Source organism: Mycobacterium sp. RTGN5, from assembly GCF_033804465.1.
GTDB lineage: Bacteria > Actinomycetota > Actinomycetes > Mycobacteriales > Mycobacteriaceae > Mycobacterium.
Genome location: NZ_JAPZLA010000002.1, coordinates 735,507 through 751,977, shown reverse-complemented (window position 1 = coordinate 751,977; position 16,471 = coordinate 735,507). Strand labels below are relative to the sequence as shown.

16 protein-coding genes are annotated in these 16,471 nt (G+C 68.2%); 9 read left to right on the top strand and 7 right to left on the bottom strand.

The features are described from left to right. Positions 1 to 35: 35 nt before the first annotated feature. Positions 36 to 2,150 carry an adenylate/guanylate cyclase domain-containing protein gene (locus SLQ31_RS16335; protein ID WP_319434387.1) on the top strand — a complete coding sequence of 705 codons (2,115 nt, stop codon included), beginning with the start codon at positions 36 to 38 and terminating at the stop codon, positions 2,148 to 2,150. After that, positions 2,147 to 3,562: a mechanosensitive ion channel family protein gene (locus SLQ31_RS16330; RefSeq protein WP_319434384.1), complete on the top strand. Its 1,416-nt coding sequence runs from the start codon at positions 2,147 to 2,149 to the stop codon at positions 3,560 to 3,562. Before SLQ31_RS16335 ends, SLQ31_RS16330 begins: the two co-directional genes overlap by 4 nt. A 9-nt stretch (positions 3,563 to 3,571) precedes the next feature. On the opposite strand, the gene SLQ31_RS16325 is transcribed toward SLQ31_RS16330, so the two are convergent. The 4 genes from SLQ31_RS16325 to malQ are packed head-to-tail and all read right to left on the bottom strand — an operon-like array spanning position 3,572 to position 7,553. After that, entirely contained in the window at positions 3,572 to 4,027 is a 456-nt protein-coding gene (locus SLQ31_RS16325; protein ID WP_319434382.1) for a nuclear transport factor 2 family protein, read from the bottom strand. Further along, entirely contained in the window at positions 4,024 to 4,905 is an 882-nt protein-coding gene (locus tag SLQ31_RS16320) for an LLM class F420-dependent oxidoreductase (protein WP_319434380.1), read from the bottom strand. The genes SLQ31_RS16325 and SLQ31_RS16320 overlap by 4 nt, the downstream gene beginning before the upstream one ends. Before the next feature lie 9 nt (positions 4,906 to 4,914). Further along, complete coding sequence (locus SLQ31_RS16315) at positions 4,915 to 5,409, bottom strand: NUDIX domain-containing protein (protein WP_319434378.1); 495 nt, start codon at positions 5,407 to 5,409, stop codon at positions 4,915 to 4,917. Positions 5,410 to 5,411: 2 nt separating this feature from the next. Beyond that, positions 5,412 to 7,553, bottom strand: coding sequence for a 4-alpha-glucanotransferase (malQ, locus tag SLQ31_RS16310; protein WP_413642236.1), 2,142 nt, complete (start codon positions 7,551 to 7,553; stop codon positions 5,412 to 5,414). A 30-nt stretch (positions 7,554 to 7,583) separates the two neighbouring features. Between malQ and SLQ31_RS16305 the strand changes: the two genes are divergently transcribed. Next, the gene (locus tag SLQ31_RS16305) at positions 7,584 to 8,777 is read left to right on the top strand and encodes an MFS transporter (RefSeq protein ID WP_319434374.1); all 1,194 of its coding nucleotides are present in this window, start codon (positions 7,584 to 7,586) and stop codon (positions 8,775 to 8,777) included. Here SLQ31_RS16305 and SLQ31_RS16300 read toward each other — a convergent pair. Both SLQ31_RS16300 and SLQ31_RS16295 read right to left on the bottom strand, forming a co-directional pair. Further along, positions 8,746 to 9,069 (bottom strand): multidrug efflux SMR transporter, encoded by a 324-nt coding sequence (locus SLQ31_RS16300; RefSeq protein ID WP_319434696.1) that lies wholly within the window; start codon positions 9,067 to 9,069, stop codon positions 8,746 to 8,748. The genes SLQ31_RS16305 and SLQ31_RS16300 overlap by 32 nt on opposite strands. After that, complete coding sequence (locus SLQ31_RS16295) at positions 9,069 to 9,404, bottom strand: DMT family transporter (RefSeq protein WP_319434695.1); 336 nt, start codon at positions 9,402 to 9,404, stop codon at positions 9,069 to 9,071. The genes SLQ31_RS16300 and SLQ31_RS16295 overlap by 1 nt, the downstream gene beginning before the upstream one ends. Before the next feature lie 132 nt (positions 9,405 to 9,536). Between SLQ31_RS16295 and SLQ31_RS16290 the strand changes: the two genes are divergently transcribed. The 6 genes from SLQ31_RS16290 (at position 9,537) to SLQ31_RS16265 (ending at position 15,976) form a co-directional block, all read left to right on the top strand. Further along, a complete protein-coding gene (locus SLQ31_RS16290) occupies positions 9,537 to 11,087 on the top strand; it encodes a carboxylesterase/lipase family protein (RefSeq protein WP_319434372.1) in 1,551 nt (516 codons plus the stop codon). Positions 11,088 to 11,161: 74 nt separating this feature from the next. After that, positions 11,162 to 12,043, top strand: a complete 882-nt coding sequence (locus SLQ31_RS16285) for a sterol desaturase family protein (RefSeq protein ID WP_413642316.1) — start codon at positions 11,162 to 11,164, stop codon at positions 12,041 to 12,043. A gap of 36 nt (positions 12,044 to 12,079) precedes the next feature. Beyond that, positions 12,080 to 12,562, top strand: a complete 483-nt coding sequence (locus SLQ31_RS16280; RefSeq protein ID WP_319434368.1) for a cation:proton antiporter regulatory subunit — start codon at positions 12,080 to 12,082, stop codon at positions 12,560 to 12,562. A gap of 5 nt (positions 12,563 to 12,567) precedes the next feature. Beyond that, a complete protein-coding gene (locus tag SLQ31_RS16275) occupies positions 12,568 to 13,692 on the top strand; it encodes a cation:proton antiporter (RefSeq protein WP_319434365.1) in 1,125 nt (374 codons plus the stop codon). A 27-nt stretch (positions 13,693 to 13,719) separates the two neighbouring features. Further along, positions 13,720 to 15,126 carry an FAD-dependent oxidoreductase gene (locus SLQ31_RS16270; protein ID WP_319434363.1) on the top strand — a complete coding sequence of 469 codons (1,407 nt, stop codon included), beginning with the start codon at positions 13,720 to 13,722 and terminating at the stop codon, positions 15,124 to 15,126. Between the two features lie 205 nt (positions 15,127 to 15,331). Further along, a complete protein-coding gene (locus tag SLQ31_RS16265) occupies positions 15,332 to 15,976 on the top strand; it encodes a hypothetical protein (RefSeq protein ID WP_319434361.1) in 645 nt (214 codons plus the stop codon). Here the strand turns inward: SLQ31_RS16265 and SLQ31_RS16260 are convergent. Next, entirely contained in the window at positions 15,973 to 16,413 is a 441-nt protein-coding gene (locus SLQ31_RS16260; protein ID WP_319434359.1) for a nitroreductase/quinone reductase family protein, read from the bottom strand. The two genes, SLQ31_RS16265 and SLQ31_RS16260, sit on opposite strands and share 4 nt — an antisense overlap. Positions 16,414 to 16,471 lie beyond the last annotated feature (58 nt).

The window sequence follows — 16,471 nt, the reverse complement described above, 5'->3', positions numbered from 1 at the left end:
TCCGACTGTCGGGTGCGCTGTCACGAGGTGGCCGGGTGCGATCGCTGGGGTTCCAGTCGAAGTTGCTGATCATGTTGCTCGCGGTCAGCATCGTCTCCGTCGTGATCGCCGGTGCCATCGGATACGCCTCCGGCACCACGTCGCTGCGCAACGCCGAATTCCAGCGACTGACCCAGTTGCGGGAGTCACGCGCGCGGGAGATCAAGGCCTTCTACACGGAGGTCACCGACGCGGCGTCGATCGTCACCCACGGCACGCAGACGATCTCCGCGGCCAACGAATTCAGCAAGGCGTTCAACGAACTTCAGACGACGCCGCTGCCGCCGGGCGCCCAGCAAGCGGTGGCCAATTATTACTCGACCATTTTCGGCCCCACCCTGGCCGAGCAGACCGGGCAACCCGTGGACGCCACCCTGTTCCAGCCGACCAGCAATGCGGCGACGTATTTGCAGAACGCGTACACCGTTCCGGCCAAGGGCGACGATGAGGCGGCGATCAAGGTGATGTCGGCGGGTGATTCGAGCGCCTGGTCGGCGATCAATGACCGCTATCAGCCGTTCTTCGCTGACCTGACCCAGCGATTCAAGTTCGAGGACGCGATGATCCTCGACGCCCAGGGCAATGTCATCTACACGGCATACAAGGGCGTCGACCTCGGCACGAACTTGGGTAAGGGTCCCTACAGCACGACGGTCCTTGCGCGTACCTACCGCCAAGCGCTGCAGGCGACCTCGGTGGACCAGACCTTCATCAGCGACTTCGAGCGATATTCCCCCTCGTTCGGGAAACCGACGCAATGGGTGCTGTCGCCGATCGGCCGGGACGGCGTCATCGCCGGCGTGCTCGCCCTGCAACTGTCCCTCGACTCGATCAACGATGTGATGACCGGGCAGGGCCACTGGGTCGACGACGGCCTCGGGCAGTCCGGTGAGACGTATCTGGCCGGCCCGGACAAACTGATGCGGTCGGTGTCCCGGGAGCTGCTGACCGACCCCAAGCACTACGCCGAAGAGGTGATCGCCGACGGGACCCCCGACGAGGTCGCCCAACGCCAGGTCGACGTCAAGGGCAGCGTGCTGCTGCAGCCGGTGGACAAGTACGCGGTCAACCGCGCGCTGACCGGCGAGACCGGGGTCACCACCGCCCGCGACTACATCGGCCCGGAGGCGCTGGTCGCCTACTCACCGCTGGATATCCCCGGTCTGGACTGGGTGCTGGTGGCCAAGATCGACAAAGCCGAGGCACTGGCGCCGGTGGACACGTTCGCGCGCAACATCGCACTGTCGACGGCGGCGATCGTTCTGGTGGTCTCACTGCTGGCGTTGCTCTTCAGCCGGATCCTGACCCGGCCGATCAAGAGCCTGGGCGCCGCGGTGCGCCGGGTCGCCGGCGGTGAGCTCGGGATATCGGTTCCGGTCCACGCCCGAGATGAAATCGGCGAGCTGGCTTCGTCTTTCAACGATATGAGCGCCAGCCTGCAGACCAAGCAACTGCTGATCGACGAGCAGCGGCGCGAGAACGACGACCTGCTCGCCAGCCTCATGCCCGAATCGGTCGCGCGGCGTTACCGCGACGGTGAGGAGAACATCAGCACGCATTACCGCGACGTCTCGGTGATCTATATCCAGTTGCTCGGGTTCGACGAATTCTCCCGCTCGATGCCATCCGGGGAATCGGTCGCGATGCTCAATTCGCTGGTCGAATCCTTCGACGGGGCGGCCGAACGACACGGCGTCGAGCAGGTTCGCAGCATGCAGGACAACGGACTGCTGGCCACCTGCGGTCTCGTGGTGCCGCGCGTCGACCACGCCAGCCGCACGATTGCCTTCGCCAACGAGCTCACCGAGATCGTCACCCGTTTCAACGACCAGCACGACGCGCGGCTGGCGGTCCGGGCCGGGATCGACAGCGGACCCGTCACGAGCGGTCTGGTCGGTCAGCGTTCCAAGATCTACGCGCTGTGGGGTGAGGCCGTCGACCTGGCCAACCGAGTCCACGCGTCGACCAAGACAGCAGGCGTGTTCGTCAGCGACCGGGTGCACGAAGCGGTGGTCGGCATCTACTCGTTCACCGATGCCGGCACGCTCAGCGGGGCCGAGGGCAACGAAACCGTATGGCGACTGGACGTCGGAACACGGCAGTCGGCATGAACGCCTTCACCTCGCAACCGTGGTTCTGGCCGGCGCTCGTTGTCATCATCGGGTTACCGCTGGCCCTGCTGCTGCTCAACGAACTGCAGGGGTTCCTGGCGCGCCGCGGCAGCTCCTACGCCAAACCAGTTGCCCTGCTGCGTAACTGGGTGCTTCCCGCGTGTGCGGTCTACCTGCTGATCTCGCAACTGGAGCAGGCCGACATCGACGCCACGTGGTCGAAGATCGCCGCGACGGTCTTCGGCTTCCTGATCATGCTGTTGCTCTTGTCCGGCGCCAACGCCGCGCTGTTCGGACAGGCGCGGGCCGGCAGCTGGCGCGAACGCCTGCCGGGGATCTTCATCGACCTGGGCCGGCTGGTGCTCATCATCCTGGGCGTCGCAATGCTGCTGTCGTGGGTCTGGGGCGCCAATATCGGCGGGCTGGTGGCCGCTGTCGGCGTGACGTCGATCGTGATCGGCCTGGCGGTGCAGACCGCGGTCGGCCCGGTCATCGCGGGGTTGCTCTTGCTGTTCGAGCAGCCGTTCCGCATCGGTGACTGGCTCGATACCGATGAGGCCAAAGGCCGTGTCGTGGAAGTGAATTGGCGCGCCGCACATATCGATACCGGCAATGGTATCCAGATCGTGCCGAACGCGACGCTGGCCACCGGATCGTTCACCAACCTCAGCCGGGTCCAGGGTGCCTCCTACCAGGCGACAGCTACGTTGACCTTCTGTCCTGACGACGCACCGGGTGACGTGGCGGCGGCGCTGCTGTCGGTGGCCAACGGCCTGCCGACCCGGCTGGCGAGTTTGCCGCCCAAAGTAGTCGCGCTGGGCGAGTCCAAGTACAAGGTGTCAGTGCCGATCCTCTCGCCGGCCGACGAGGGGCGAACCAAGGCATTGCTGATGCATCGGGCCTGGTATGCCGGCCAGCGGGCCGGGCTGCATCTCGACGAGGCGAGGCCCGACCCCGCAATCGCCACGACCTACGTGGAGGCTCAGCTGCATCGGATCGCGGCCGCGCTGGGACTGGGGGAGGATGCGGTCGCGACGTTGGCGGGACAAAGCAGCCAGCTGCTGTACGCCGAGGGCGAGATCATCCAGCCGACCAACAGCGTTCCGGACGCGGTCGGGTTCATCACCGCCGGATCGGTCGGGATGATGGTCTACGCCGAGGATGGCCGCGAGCTGTCGTTGGGCACCCTCGACGCGGGGGAGTACATCGGCGGAACGTCGCTGACCCGCCAGCGGATGATCACCGGGGTGTTCGCGCTGACCGACACCACCATCGTGTCGGTGCCCCGCGACGCCATGAACGCGGTGGTGCAGAACAATCCGCGGCTGGCACGCCAGATCGGCGGCGTCATCGAGATGCGCCGCAAGGCAGCCACCGAGGCGCTCGCCGAAGCCGCCGCGGGGGTTCGATAGGAACGCGCGCTAGCGCAGGCGGCGGGTGGGACGCGTCTCGATCGCGTTGATCGTCAGGGCCCGTCGGGCCACCAGCCAACCCGACTCGCCGCGCACGTACTCGTCGTCGTAGCGCAGGTACCACACCAGGTCGACGATCCCTTCGTCGCGCCGGCTCCAATGATGTGCGGTTGCCGCGATACGCCCCTGTGCCAGATCGGGATTCGAGTCGCCGGTGTAGACCTCCGAATCGATGGCGTGATGTGTCCGCCCGACGTTGGTCGCTGCGGCCAGCGCTGCTCCGATGGCGTCCAGTCCTTGGTGGCGGCGCACCGGGGTCAGCACATCCGGCGGGTCCGGCAGCACCAATTCGCCGTCGCCGATGAACAACCCGAGCACCGTCTCGCCATCCTGATCGTCAACGGCGGCGGCGTACCGATGCACCAGATCCGACAGCGCGAAGCGATCCGCTGTCGAAAAGCTCACGGCTGCAACCCGAGTCGCTCCGCGCACGCCGACAGCATGTCCTTGGCCTCGTCGATGTCGGCGACCGACGGCATCGCCAGCACCAGCCGCTGCGCACCGACCTCGGCCAGCCGGCCCGCGCGGTCAGCGTCGACCTTGGTGACCAGGTGGCCCAGCGACAGCTCCAGCGCATCCGGGTCGCGGCCCGCCTCCTCGGCTGACACCCGCATCACCTCGACCAGTGTCGCGAGCTCCCCGCCGGCCACCCCGAGCGGCTGAAAGCCGTCACCGAGGCGTCCCGCCCGGCGTGCGGCGAGCCGGCTGTGTCCACCGACATGGATGGGAACACCATGGGTGGCAACCGGTTTCGGGTAGGACATGGCGTGGTCGTAGTCGAAGAATTCGCCGTGGTGGCTGATCCCTTCGGGGTTATCGGCCCACAGCTCGCGCAGCACGTGAATCTGTTCGTCGGCGCGCCGGCCCCGGGTGTCGAAATCGACTCCGCAGGCCTCGACCTCTTCGCGCAGCCAGCCCACTCCGACGCACAGTCGCAGCCGTCCGCCGGAGAGGACGTCGACCGTCGCGGCCCGCTTGGCCAGCACCACCGGATGGTGATTGGGCAGCACCAGCACGCCGGTCGCCAGCCCCAATGTCGTGGTTTGACCGGCCAGGAACGCCAGCAGATCCAGCGGATCGGGCACCGGGCCGGCCGGCGTGAGCTCGACCCGTCCGGACGGATCGTAGGGATACACGCTGGTGTACTGGGTCACCAGCACCGTGTGCTCGACTGCGACGATCGACTCGAAACCACACGCCTCGAGATGGCGGGCGAATTCGCCCATCCACGCCGGGTCCGCGGTGACCCCGGCCGCGACGGGAGCGACGACGGCGAACTTCACGTCGTGAGGCTAACCCTCCGGACCCGGATCGCCTTCGCTGAGTCCCGTCAGCTGAGCCATCAATAGGTCCAGGAACACGACGTGCCCCTTCAGTAGTTTCCGTCGCGCGTGCGCCACCGGGAACCAGCCCACCCGATCCAGTTCGGGAAACTCCTGCAGCCGTCCCGACCCCTTGGGCCATTCCAGCGTGAAGGTGTTGCTGTGCGCATCGGTCACGTCCAGGTCGGCTTCTACGGCGAACACCGTCAGCACCTTCCCGCTCGGCTGCTTGACCGCATCGAAGGCGATCCGGGGACCGTCGGGGACTGCGCAACCCAGTTCCTCGGCGAACTCGCGTTGTGCGGCCGACCACGGATCCTCGTCGGGCTCGTACTCGCCCTTGGGAATCGACCACGAGCCGTCGTCCTTGCGGGCCCAGAACGGTCCACCGGGGTGGCCGATCAGCACCTCAGTGACCCCGTCGGCGACCCGGTACAACAGCACGCCCGCACTGTATTTCGGCACCGCTACTCCGGACGCGGCACGGTGGCCGCATGCAGGGCGGCGGCCAGCGCCTGCGCCCGCGGGTCGGTCAGCACATCCTCCAGCAGCATCGGTGCGCCGTCCGGTCCGGTCAGCGGAACCCGCCAGTTCGGATACTCGTTGGTGGTGCCCGGCTGGTTCTGGGTGCGGCGATCGCCCACCGCGTCGGTCAGTGCCAGCGCCAGAAGCCGCGACGGGGTGCGGGCCAGATACCGGTACAGGCCCAGGATCACCTGTTCCTCGTCGGGATCTGCGCCCAGCAGGCCCACCCGGCGCAGTTCGGCCAGCCACGCCGCCTGCTCGGCCCGGTCGTCGGCCAGCTCGTCCTCCGCGGGCCGGGTGAGCAGGCCCAGCTCGTCGCGCAGCCGTACGTGCTCGCCGGCCAGATAGCCCGGCGTCGGCGGCAGGTCGTGGGTGGTCACCGAGGACAGGCACAACTCGCGCCACCGCTCGGCCTGCAGCGGGCCGCCGCCCCCGTCGCGATCCAGCTCGAACCACAGGATCGACGTTCCGAGCACGCCGCGCGCACGCAGGTAGTCGCGCACCCACGGCTCCACGGTGCCCAAGTCCTCGCCGACGACGACTGCGCCGGCCCGGTAGGCCTCCAGCGCGACGATGCCGATCATCGCGTCGTGGTTGTAGCGCACGTAGGTGCCCTTGGTCGGCGACGCGCCCGCCGGAATCCACCACAGCCGGAACAACCCGATGATGTGGTCGATGCGGACGCCGCCCGCGTGCCGCAGGATCGTCTGGATCAGCTCCCGGAATGGTTGGTAGCCAAGCTCTTCGAGTTGATCGGGGCGCCACGGCGGCTGTGACCAGTTCTGACCCAGCTGGTTGAACTCGTCGGGCGGCGCGCCCGCGGTGACGCCGAGCGCCAGCACATCCTGCAACGCCCAGGCATCGGCACCGTCGGGATGCACACCGACGGCCAGGTCGTGCATGATGCCCAGCGCCATCCCGGTGCGGACCGCCTGGGACTGGGTGGCGGCGAGTTGATCGTCGAGTTGCCACTGCAGCCAGCGGTGAAAGTCGACGGCGGCGCTGTGCCGTTCGGCGAACTCGAGTACCTCGGGGCTGGCCGGGTGCCGCAGCGCTTCCGGCCACTCGTGCCAGTTGCCGCCGTACTTCTCGGCCAGCGCGGACCAGGTGGCGAAGTCGTCGAGGGCGCGGCCTTCCCGCTCCTTGAACGCTTCGTAGGCAAGCTGGCGGCCCGCCGACCGGGGTACTCGGTAAATCGCTTTCAGCGCACCGTGTTTGGCCGCCCACGAGGCATCGCGGTCGATGGTGTCGACCTTGCGCGCGCGCCCCTGGACCGCGGCACGCAATTTCCACACCCGACCGCGTTTGGGCAGAAAGGCGAATTCGGGGACGTTCTCGACCCGCAGGTACAGCGGATTGGTGAACCGCCGTGACGTCGGCAGGTAGGGGGAGGGCTCCATCGGTTGGGTGGGCGCGGCGGCTTGCAACGGGTTGACCAGGATGTACCCGGCGCCGTGGCGTGCCCCGGCCCAGACCGCCAGATCGGCGAGATCACCGAGATCCCCGACACCCCACGAGTTCTTCGAGCGCACACTGTAAAGCTGGGTGGCCAGCCCCCAGGTGCGGCGCGCACCGAGTCGCGCGGGCAGCCCCAGCCAGGCCGGGGTGATGATCAGCGGCGTGCTGGACTCCTGACCGCCCGAGCGCAGATGGACCTGGTGATAGCCCAGCGGTAGATCCGCCGGGAGCACGAAGGTCGCCTCACCCACCACCCGGCCGTTCAGATCGAATGGCGGCGTCCAATTGTCGGCCTGCCGCACGCCGGTGCGGACCGTGCCGTCCTCGAGCCGAACCCAGACGTGCGCCGGCTCGCCGTGGCTGACGTGAACCCAGAACGACGTCTCGGTGCCGCCACGGCCGATGATCGTCGGCGGAAGCGACCGCGACCAGTACCGGGCGTCCTCGGCCGAAAGTGCCGCTGCGCGACCCTCTTCGGTGCCGGCGTCGACACCAAGCGCGGCCAGCACCGCCACCAGCGTGGCCTCGTCGACCGCCTCGAGCCGTCCCGTCCAGTCGTGATAGTCGGTGGCCACCCCGAACCGGTGGGCCAGTTCGGAGAGCGACGAGTCAGTCATGGCTGCCATCTTGCTTGGTTACCCGTAACCTCGCCTCACGTGGGCACCCCCGAACTCGACGTGCGCTACCGCCGAGCCCGGGTCGCGACGGCGGCGCTGTTCCTGACCAACGGCGCGCTGTTCGCCAGCCTGCTGCCGCGCTATCCCGAGATCAAGGCGGACCTCGGGTTGTCCAACACCGCCTTCGGCCTGGCGGTGGCCGCGTTCTCGGCGGGTGCGCTGCTGTCCGGTCTCACCGCGGCCGCCTTGATCCGCCGTTACCGCTCTGCGGTGGTCGCGGTGGCCTGCAGCGTGATGATCGCGGTGTTCGTCCTCGCTGCCGGGCTGGCACCCAGCGGCGTGACGCTGGCGGCGGCGCTGTTCTGCGCGGGGGCGGCCGATTCGGTGACCGACGTCGCCCAGAACGTGCACGGGCTGCGGCTTCAGCGCGCCTACGGACGGTCCATCATCAACTCGCTGCACGCGGTCTGGTCGTCGGGCGCGGTGCTGGGTGGTCTGATCGGCGCGGGCGCAATCTATCTCGGCATTCCCCGGTCAGCGCAGTTGTGCGCGTCGGGTCTGCTGTTCAGCGCGGTCTGCCTGATCGGGTACCGCTTCCTGCTGCCCGGTGCCGACCATGCCGAACCTCATCCGCACGACGGGGCCGCGCCGGGCAGCCGAGCCGGCCGCACCGTGTACCTCGTGCTCGCCGCGCTGGTGGCCGTCGCGATCGCGGGCGCCGTCGTCGAGGACGGGGGTAGTTCGTGGGCCACGCTGTATTTGCATGACTCCCTGTCGGCTCCCGCCGCGATCGCCGCGCTCGGCTACGTCGCGGTCGTGGGCTTCCAGTTCATCGGCCGGGCGTTGGGCGATCGCATGGTCGACCGATGGGGGCAATGTGCGGTGGCCCGGGCCGGCGGCGTGATCATCGCGCTGGGCATGGGGACCGCGCTGGCCTTCCCCAGCGTCCCCGGCACCATCGCCGGGTTCGCCGCGGCCGGATTCGGCTCGGCCACCTTGGTGCCGGGGGCGATGCACGCCGCCGACGAGCTTCCGGGTCTGCGCCCCGGCACGGGGTTGACGGTGCTGACCTGGCTGATGCGCGTGGGTTTCCTGGGCTCACCGATCATCGTCGGCGCGATCGCCGACGCGGTGTCACTGCGGGTGGGGCTGCTCAGCGTTGTGGTGGCGGGGCTGGCGGCGGTGGCGTTGGCGCGGGCGCTCAGCCCGCGGAACCCGTCAGCTCGATCGTGAGGACACCGGCGATGATCAGCCCGATGCCGGCCACCATCAGCGGGGTCAGCGGTTCTTTGAACAGCGCCCGTGCGATCACGGCGATCAGCGCCACACCGGCCGCCGACCAGACGCCGTAGGCGACGCCGACCGGCATGCCCAGCGAGAGCGTGACCGAGAGCAGCGTGAACGACACCAGATAGCCGATCGCCATCGGCACGATCCACACCTTTTTGCGGAAGCCGTCCGAGGCGCGCAACGACAGGGTCGCGCACACCTCGACGAGGATGGCGCCCGCCAACGTCAGCCACATCATGGCGGGGTCTCCTGGTGCCGTGAACCGAGTTCGACCAACAGCACCCCGGCGATGATCAGCCCGATGCCTGCGATGATCGGTGTGGTGAACGGGTCACCGAAGATCACCGCGGCCAGCGCCGCCGTCGCCGCGGTTCCCACCGCGCCCCAGACGCCATAGGCCACCCCGATCGGCATGCCTGCCCGCAGCACTAGCGCGAGGAAGTAGAACGAGGCGAGATAGCCGACCGCCACGACGATCAGCCAGATCCGGTGGTCCTGAGAGGCCCGCAGCGACAACGTGCCGGTGACCTCGACGCAGATGGCGGCCAGGAGCAGCGCCCACTTCCGCACGCTCGGCACCTCCATCGGCTATCAGCCTGGTCAGGATAGCCGGGTGGGGGATTGTGGTCGCCGCCATAGCTGCCGCCCGCGGTGAGCAGGGTGACGGGGCGGTGGCCGTTACCCGTCGGTAACGTGGATGGGATGAGTACGGAAGCGAATATTCGGGAGGTCGTCGACCGGCCGGTCGTCGCGACCAGCTACGGCCCGGTCCGCGGCGCCGACGACGGCCAGGTCAAGACGTGGAAGGGCATTCGCTACGCCGCCGCCCCGATCGGGGACCTGCGCTGGCGTGCACCGGTGCCTCCAGAGCCATCGACCGAGGTCCTGGACGCGACGGCGTTCGGACCGGTGAGCCCGCAGCCGCACAGCCCCATCCCGATGGGCCTGGGTACCCGCGCCGACGAGGACTGCCTGTTCCTGAACGTGTGGGCGCCATCAGATCGTGGCGCTGCTGACCCCCAGCCCATGCCGGTGATGGTGTGGGTGCACGGCGGGGCCTACATCTTCGGCTCCGGCAGCCAGCCGCTCTACGACGGATCGGTGCTGGCCGAGGGTTCCGACGTCATCGTCGTGACCATCAACTACCGGCTCGGCGCACTGGGCTTCATCGATCTCTCCTCGGCCGGCTTCGACAGCAACGTCGCACTGCGCGACGTGCTGGCGGCGCTGCGCTGGGTGCAGGACAACATCGCCGGCTTCGGCGGTGATCCGGACCGGGTGACGCTGTTCGGCGAGTCCGCCGGGGCCGGGATCGTCACGACACTGCTGGCCGTGCCCCAGGCCGCCGGACTGTTCTCGCGCGCGATCGCCCAGAGTTCGCCCGCCACGTCGATCTACGACACCAGTCGCGCCGGTGCGGTCGCCCAGATGCTGCTCGACCGTCTCGGCATGACCGCCGCCGAGGCCCACCGGGCGCCCGTGCAGGCGTTGGTCGACGCATCGATGCAGGTGTTCGACCACGTCCCGACAGCCACGCCGGGACGGCTGGCGTTCGCACCGACCGTGGACGGCGACCTTGTCCCGGACTATCCGGTGACGCTGGCCCGCGCAGGCAAGACGCACCCGGTGCCGCTGTTGATCGGCACCAACAAGGACGAGGCCGCGCTGTTCCGGTTCATGCGCTCACCGCTGATGCCCATCGCGCCCAAGGCAATTCGCACGATGTTCAACGAGATCGCGGATGACCAGCCCGGTCTGCAGCTGCCCACCCCCGAGCAGATCGGGACGGCCTACCCGGCCCGGCGGGCCCGTGCCCGCAGCCTTGGCGTGGCCAGCGACATGGGCTTCCGGATGCCCACGGTGTGGTTCGCCGAAGGGCACGGCGCCATCGCCCCGGTCTATCTGTACCGATTCGATTGGGCTACACCGATTTTCAAGATGATCCGGCTCGGCGCAGCGCATGCCACCGAACTGATCTATGTGTGGGGCAACCTGGTTTCCGGTTCCCGCGACGTGACCTTCAAACTCGGCGGGCTCAAGACCGGCGAGGCGTTGTCGGAGCGCATGCGTACCCGGTGGACCAGGTTTGCGGCGACCGGCGACCCCAACGTGCCGGTGGGTCAACCACAGTGGGCGCCCTACCGCAGCGACGACCGCGCGACACTGGTCATCGACAGGGACGACCGCGTCGTCGACGACCTGGACCGCCAGATTCGGCTGGCCTGGGGCGATGAGGTGCTCAGCTTCCGCTGACCTGGCGTTAGACTGCACGTCGGAGGTATGCAGTGGACCGAATCGGAGAATGGTTGTCCGTTCTACCGCCGCAGATGCGTGACCCGGTGCTGGCCGCGATCCCGTTCTTCCTACTGCTGTTGATCATCGAGTGGACCGCCGCACGCAAGCTCGAGCAGCTGGCCGACGAGGCCGACCAGCCCGCGTCCGGCTCCTACCTCAGTCGCGACGCCTGGAACTCGATCTCGATGGGGCTGGTGTCGGTGGCGACGATGGGCGCCTGGAAGTTCCTGGCCCTGCTCGGTTACGCGGCGCTGTACGCCTACGTCGCACCCTGGCATCTGTCGGCGACGCAGTGGTACACCTGGGTGATCGCGATCGTCGGGGTGGACATCCTGTTCTACGCCTACCACCGCATCGCGCATCGGGTGCGGCTGATCTGGGCCACCCATCAGGCACACCACTCCAGCCGGTATTTCAACTTCGCGACCGCGCTGCGCCAGAAGTGGAACAACAGCGGCGAGATCATCATCTGGATTCCCTTGCCGCTCTTGGGCGTTCCGCCGTGGATGGTGTTCACCGGTTTCTCGATCAACCTGATCTACCAGTTCTGGGTGCACACCGAGCGCATCGACAAGCTGCCCCGGGCATACGAATTCGTGTTCAACACACCGTCGCACCACCGGGTGCATCACGGCATGGATCCCGAATACCTGGACAAGAACTACGGTGGCATTTTCATCCTGTGGGATCGGCTGTTCGGGTCGTTTCAGGCCGAACTGTTCCGCCCGCACTACGGGCTGACCAAGCCGGTCAACACGTTCAACATCTGGAAGCTGCAGACCCGCGAGTACGTGGCGATCGCCCACGACGTGCGCGCGGCAAGCCGCTGGCGCGATCGCATGGGTTACGTCTTCGGGCCGCCCGGCTGGGCGCCCACTGTCGCCGCGCAATCCACTACGGTGTCCACAAGGTAGTCACCAACAGCGGTGCCGTCATCGAGGATGGAGCCCATGGAGGTCAAAGAAGTCCTGCTGCCCGGCGTCGGGCTGCGCTACGAGTTCGACAACGCCGACGGCAAACGCATCGGCGTGATCGCCCGTCGCAGCGGTGATTTCGAAGTCGTCGTCTACGGCGGCGCCGACCCCGATCAGGCCCGCCCGGTGTTCCGGCTGACCGACGAGGAAGCCGACGCGCTGGCCCAGATCCTGGGCGCCCCACGGTTGGTGGAACGCTTCGCCGACCTCACCAAGGAGGTGCCCGGCCTGGACGCCGGTCAGGTGGAGATCGTGGCGACCTCGCCGTTCGTCGACCGCCCACTGGGCGATACCAAGGCCCGAACCCGCACCGGCGCGTCCATCGTGGCGATCGTGCGCGACGAAGAGGTACTGGCCTCACCGGGACCCGCGGAGATACTGCACGCCGACGACGTCCTTGTGGTGATCGGCACCGAAAACGGCATCTCCGGCGTCCGGCGCATCGTCGACCAAGGCTGACCCCCGTGGCTGTGTCGGTGGCGCTCCTGCTCGAGCTCGGCGTCATCCTCACGGCCCTGACGATCCTGGGCTCCCTGGCCCGCCGATTCGCGCTGTCACCGATCCCGCTGTATCTGCTGGCCGGGCTGGCCCTGGGCACCGGCGGTATCGCACCGGTACCCGCGGCCGGAGCGTTCGTATCCACCGGCGCCTCGATCGGCGTCGTGCTGCTGCTGCTCACCCTGGGCCTGGAATTCTCGATCGGTGAGTTCGCCGCAAGCATGCGGCGCCATCTGCCGTCCGCGGGCGTCGACGTGGTCCTCAATGCCACCCCGGGTGCGGTCGCCGGCTGGCTGCTCGGCTTGAACTTCGTCGGCATCCTGGCGATGGCAGGCATCACCTTCATCTCCTCGTCCGGGGTGATCGCCCGGCTGCTGAACGACCTTGGCCGGCTGGGTAACCGGGAAACCCCTTCGGTGCTGTCGGTCCTGGTGCTCGAGGATTTCGCGATGGCGGCCTACCTGCCGCTGCTGGCCGTGCTGGCGGCCGGCGGCACCTGGTGGCAGGCGCTGCTGTCGATGGGCGTTGCCGTCGTCGCGCTGGGCGCGGCGTTCGTGGCGTCCTACCGCTGGGGCCATCACGTGGGACGGCTGATCGCTCACCCGGACGACGAGCAGCTGCTGCTGCGCATCCTCGGGTTGACGTTGATCGTGGCCGCGCTGGCCGAACACCTGCACGCGTCGGCGGCGGTGGGCGCGTTCCTGGTCGGGCTGACGCTGACGGGGGAGACCGCCGAACGGGCCCGCGCCGTGCTGACGCCACTGCGTGACCTGTTCGCGGCGGTGTTCTTTCTCGCGATCGGATTGTCGGTGGACCCCAAAGATCTGGTGCCGATGCTGCCCGCGGCCGCGCTGCTCGCCGCGGTCACGGCGGTCACCAAGGTGGCGACCGGGGTGTACGCCGCCCGGCGCGACGGCGTGGGGCGGCCCGGCCAGCTGCGTGCCGGGACCGCGCTGATCGCCCGCGGCGAGTTCTCCCTGGTGATCATCGGGCTGGCCGGCACGTCGGTCGCCGCGATCGGATCCATCGCCACGCCATACGTATTCGTGTTGGCCACCGTCGGGCCTCTGCTGGCGCGATTCGCCAAGTAGCGCGCCGTGCCGTGGCACCATGCGAAGGTGCAGACCGTATTCGATCGCCGAGTCGACCCCGATCTGATCGCCCGGGCGCTGAAGTCGACGTCGTTCGGATCGATGTGGCTGGACATCCCCCGCCCCGAATATCCGACGCTGACCGGCGGGCTGAGCTGCGACCTGCTCGTGGTCGGCGGCGGATATGCCGGCCTGTGGTCGGCGCTGCACGCCATCGAACGCAATCCCGGCGCGCGGGTGGTACTGATCGAGGCCGAACGGGTGGGCTGGGCGGCATCCGGACGCAACGGCGGTTTCGTCGAAGCGAGCATCACCCACGGCGCGGAGAACGGAAAATCCCGCTGGCCAACCGAATTCGACCAGCTGGAGAAGCTCGGCCTGGCCAACCTCGACGGTATGCAAGCCGATATCGCGAAGTACGCGATGGCGGTGGACTGGGAACGCACCGGAATGTTGACCGTGGCCACCGAACCGCATCAGGTGGAGTGGTTGCGCGAGGGTGCCGACGATGGCGACGGACAGTTCCTCGACCAGGCGGCGGTCCGCGCCGAGGTGGATTCGCCGACGTATCAGGGTGGGCTGTTCGCTGCCGAAACCTGCGCGATCGTCCATCCAGCGCGGCTGGTCTTCGAGCTTGCCCGCGCGTGCGCGCAGGCCGGCGTGCAGATCTTCGAGCACACCGCGGCGCTGTCGGTGGACCGTGAGCGCGCCGGCGTTGCGGTGAGCACGCGGGCCGGCGTGATCGAGGCGGACCAGGTTGTGCTGGCCACCAACGTCTTTCCCAGCCTGCTCAAGCGCAACCGGCTGCACACCATTCCGGTGTACGACTACGTGCTGGCCACCGAGCCACTGACAGCGGATCAGCTGGACCGCATCGGGTGGCGATCCCGGCAGGGGATCGGCGACAGCGCCAACCAGTTCCACTACTACCGCCTCGCGGCGGACAACCGGATCGTCTGGGGCGGCTACGACGCCGTCTACCACTTCGGCCGTCGCGTCGACCCGAGTTATGAGGACCGGGCCGAGACCTACCGCACGCTCGCCGCGCACTTCTTCATCACGTTCCCCCAACTCGACGATGTCCGGTTCAGCCACCGCTGGGCCGGCGCGATCGACACCAACACCCGGTTCTGTGCGCACTGGGGGCTGGCCGGGCGCGGCCGGATCGCCTACGTCAACGGGTTCACCGGGCTCGGCGTCGGGGCGGCCCGTTTCGCCGCCGACGTCTGCCTCGACCTGCTCGACGGACATCCCACCGAGCGCACCGAGCTGGAAATGGTCAACCGCAAACCGCTGCCGTTCCCGCCCGAACCGGCGGCCAGCATCGGTATTCAGGCCACCCGGTGGTCACTCAACCAGGCCGATCACCACGCCGGTAAGCGCAACGTGTTCCTGCGCACCCTCGACCGGCTGGGCCTGGGGTTCGACTCTTAACCCCTCCTGACGGGATTGCCGCGGCGACACGCCGGGTACGTGTTTGTTCGTTGGTAACGATTTGAAATCGGCGCCGATACACAGTCGAGATACTTTCGCGGCGCGTCCTTGATGTGTCGCCGACCGATCGGGGTGTACCGTGTCGCGTTTTTCTCAGAGGCGTTTTTCTCAGGGGGGCATTCTCGTCGCCGCTGCGGCTCTGGCCGTGTCCGCGACGCTGGCACCGGCGGCTCAGGCGACGCCCGGCGTGGTGGTCTCGCCCGGGATGGAGATTCGCCAGGCCAGTAATGTCTGCACGCTCGGTTACGTCGACCCGGCGGCGCGGATCGCCTACTCGGCCGGCCACTGCCGCGCCGACGGGCCGGTCACCGACCGCGATGGCCACTTCATCGGCACGGTCTCGACGTCCCAGGACAACACCCCCGACGGCACCGTCGTGCGTACCGACCAGGTGATCTCGGACTACGAGACGATCACCCTGGCCGCCGACGTCGTGGTCAACAACATCCTGCCCGGCGGCCGTCAGTTGGTCGCCGAAGCCGCCCCGGCGATGGCCGCCGGCCAGCCGGTCTGCCACTTCGGGGTCGTCACCGGCGAGAGCTGCGGCTCGATCGAGCGGGTCAACAACGGCTGGTTCACGATGGAGAACGGCGTGGTGAGCCAGAAGGGTGACTCCGGCGGCCCGGTGTACCAGCCGGTCGGCGGCAACAAGGCCGTGATCATCGGGCTGTTCAACAGCACGTGGGGCACCTTCCCCGCGGCGGTGTCCTGGGTGGCCACCAGCCAGCAGGCCAGTGCGGACATCGGCGTGGTCAACGTGGCCGCGGCCCAGGACGCCAACGCGAACTAGCCCGCCAGGGCGAACACCGGGATCACCGGGGCAGCCGCACGCAGCTGATCGGCACTCGAGTCCGGCGTCAAACCGGCGACGTGTCCCTTGACCTCCCAGTACCACCGATCCAGATAGCGCTTGAGCAGTGCCGGCTTGTCATCGTCTGCGATCTCGGTGAGCGCAACGGGCGTGTGCCGCCAGCGCGGCCCGAGCTCAACGGTCCCGGCCGCCCTGGCGTTGCGCGCCCACTGGGTGTTCCCGCGGGGCGAGACCAGGTAGTCGGTGCCGTCGACACGCAGCACGTTGACGACCACGCTGTGCAATGTCCCCGACTTGCGGCCACGCACCCGCAGCGCGCGGGTGCCGGCGATGCTGACGCCCGCCTCGGCGAGCCGTCGGATGACGGCATTGAAGGCACGTGCGGCGGCGTTCGGGCGGTCGTAGTGCTGATTCATCGATCGGTCCTTTCAGGATGGAGAGCGGTGCTCTTGTTTTGAGAATGCCAGCCACGCT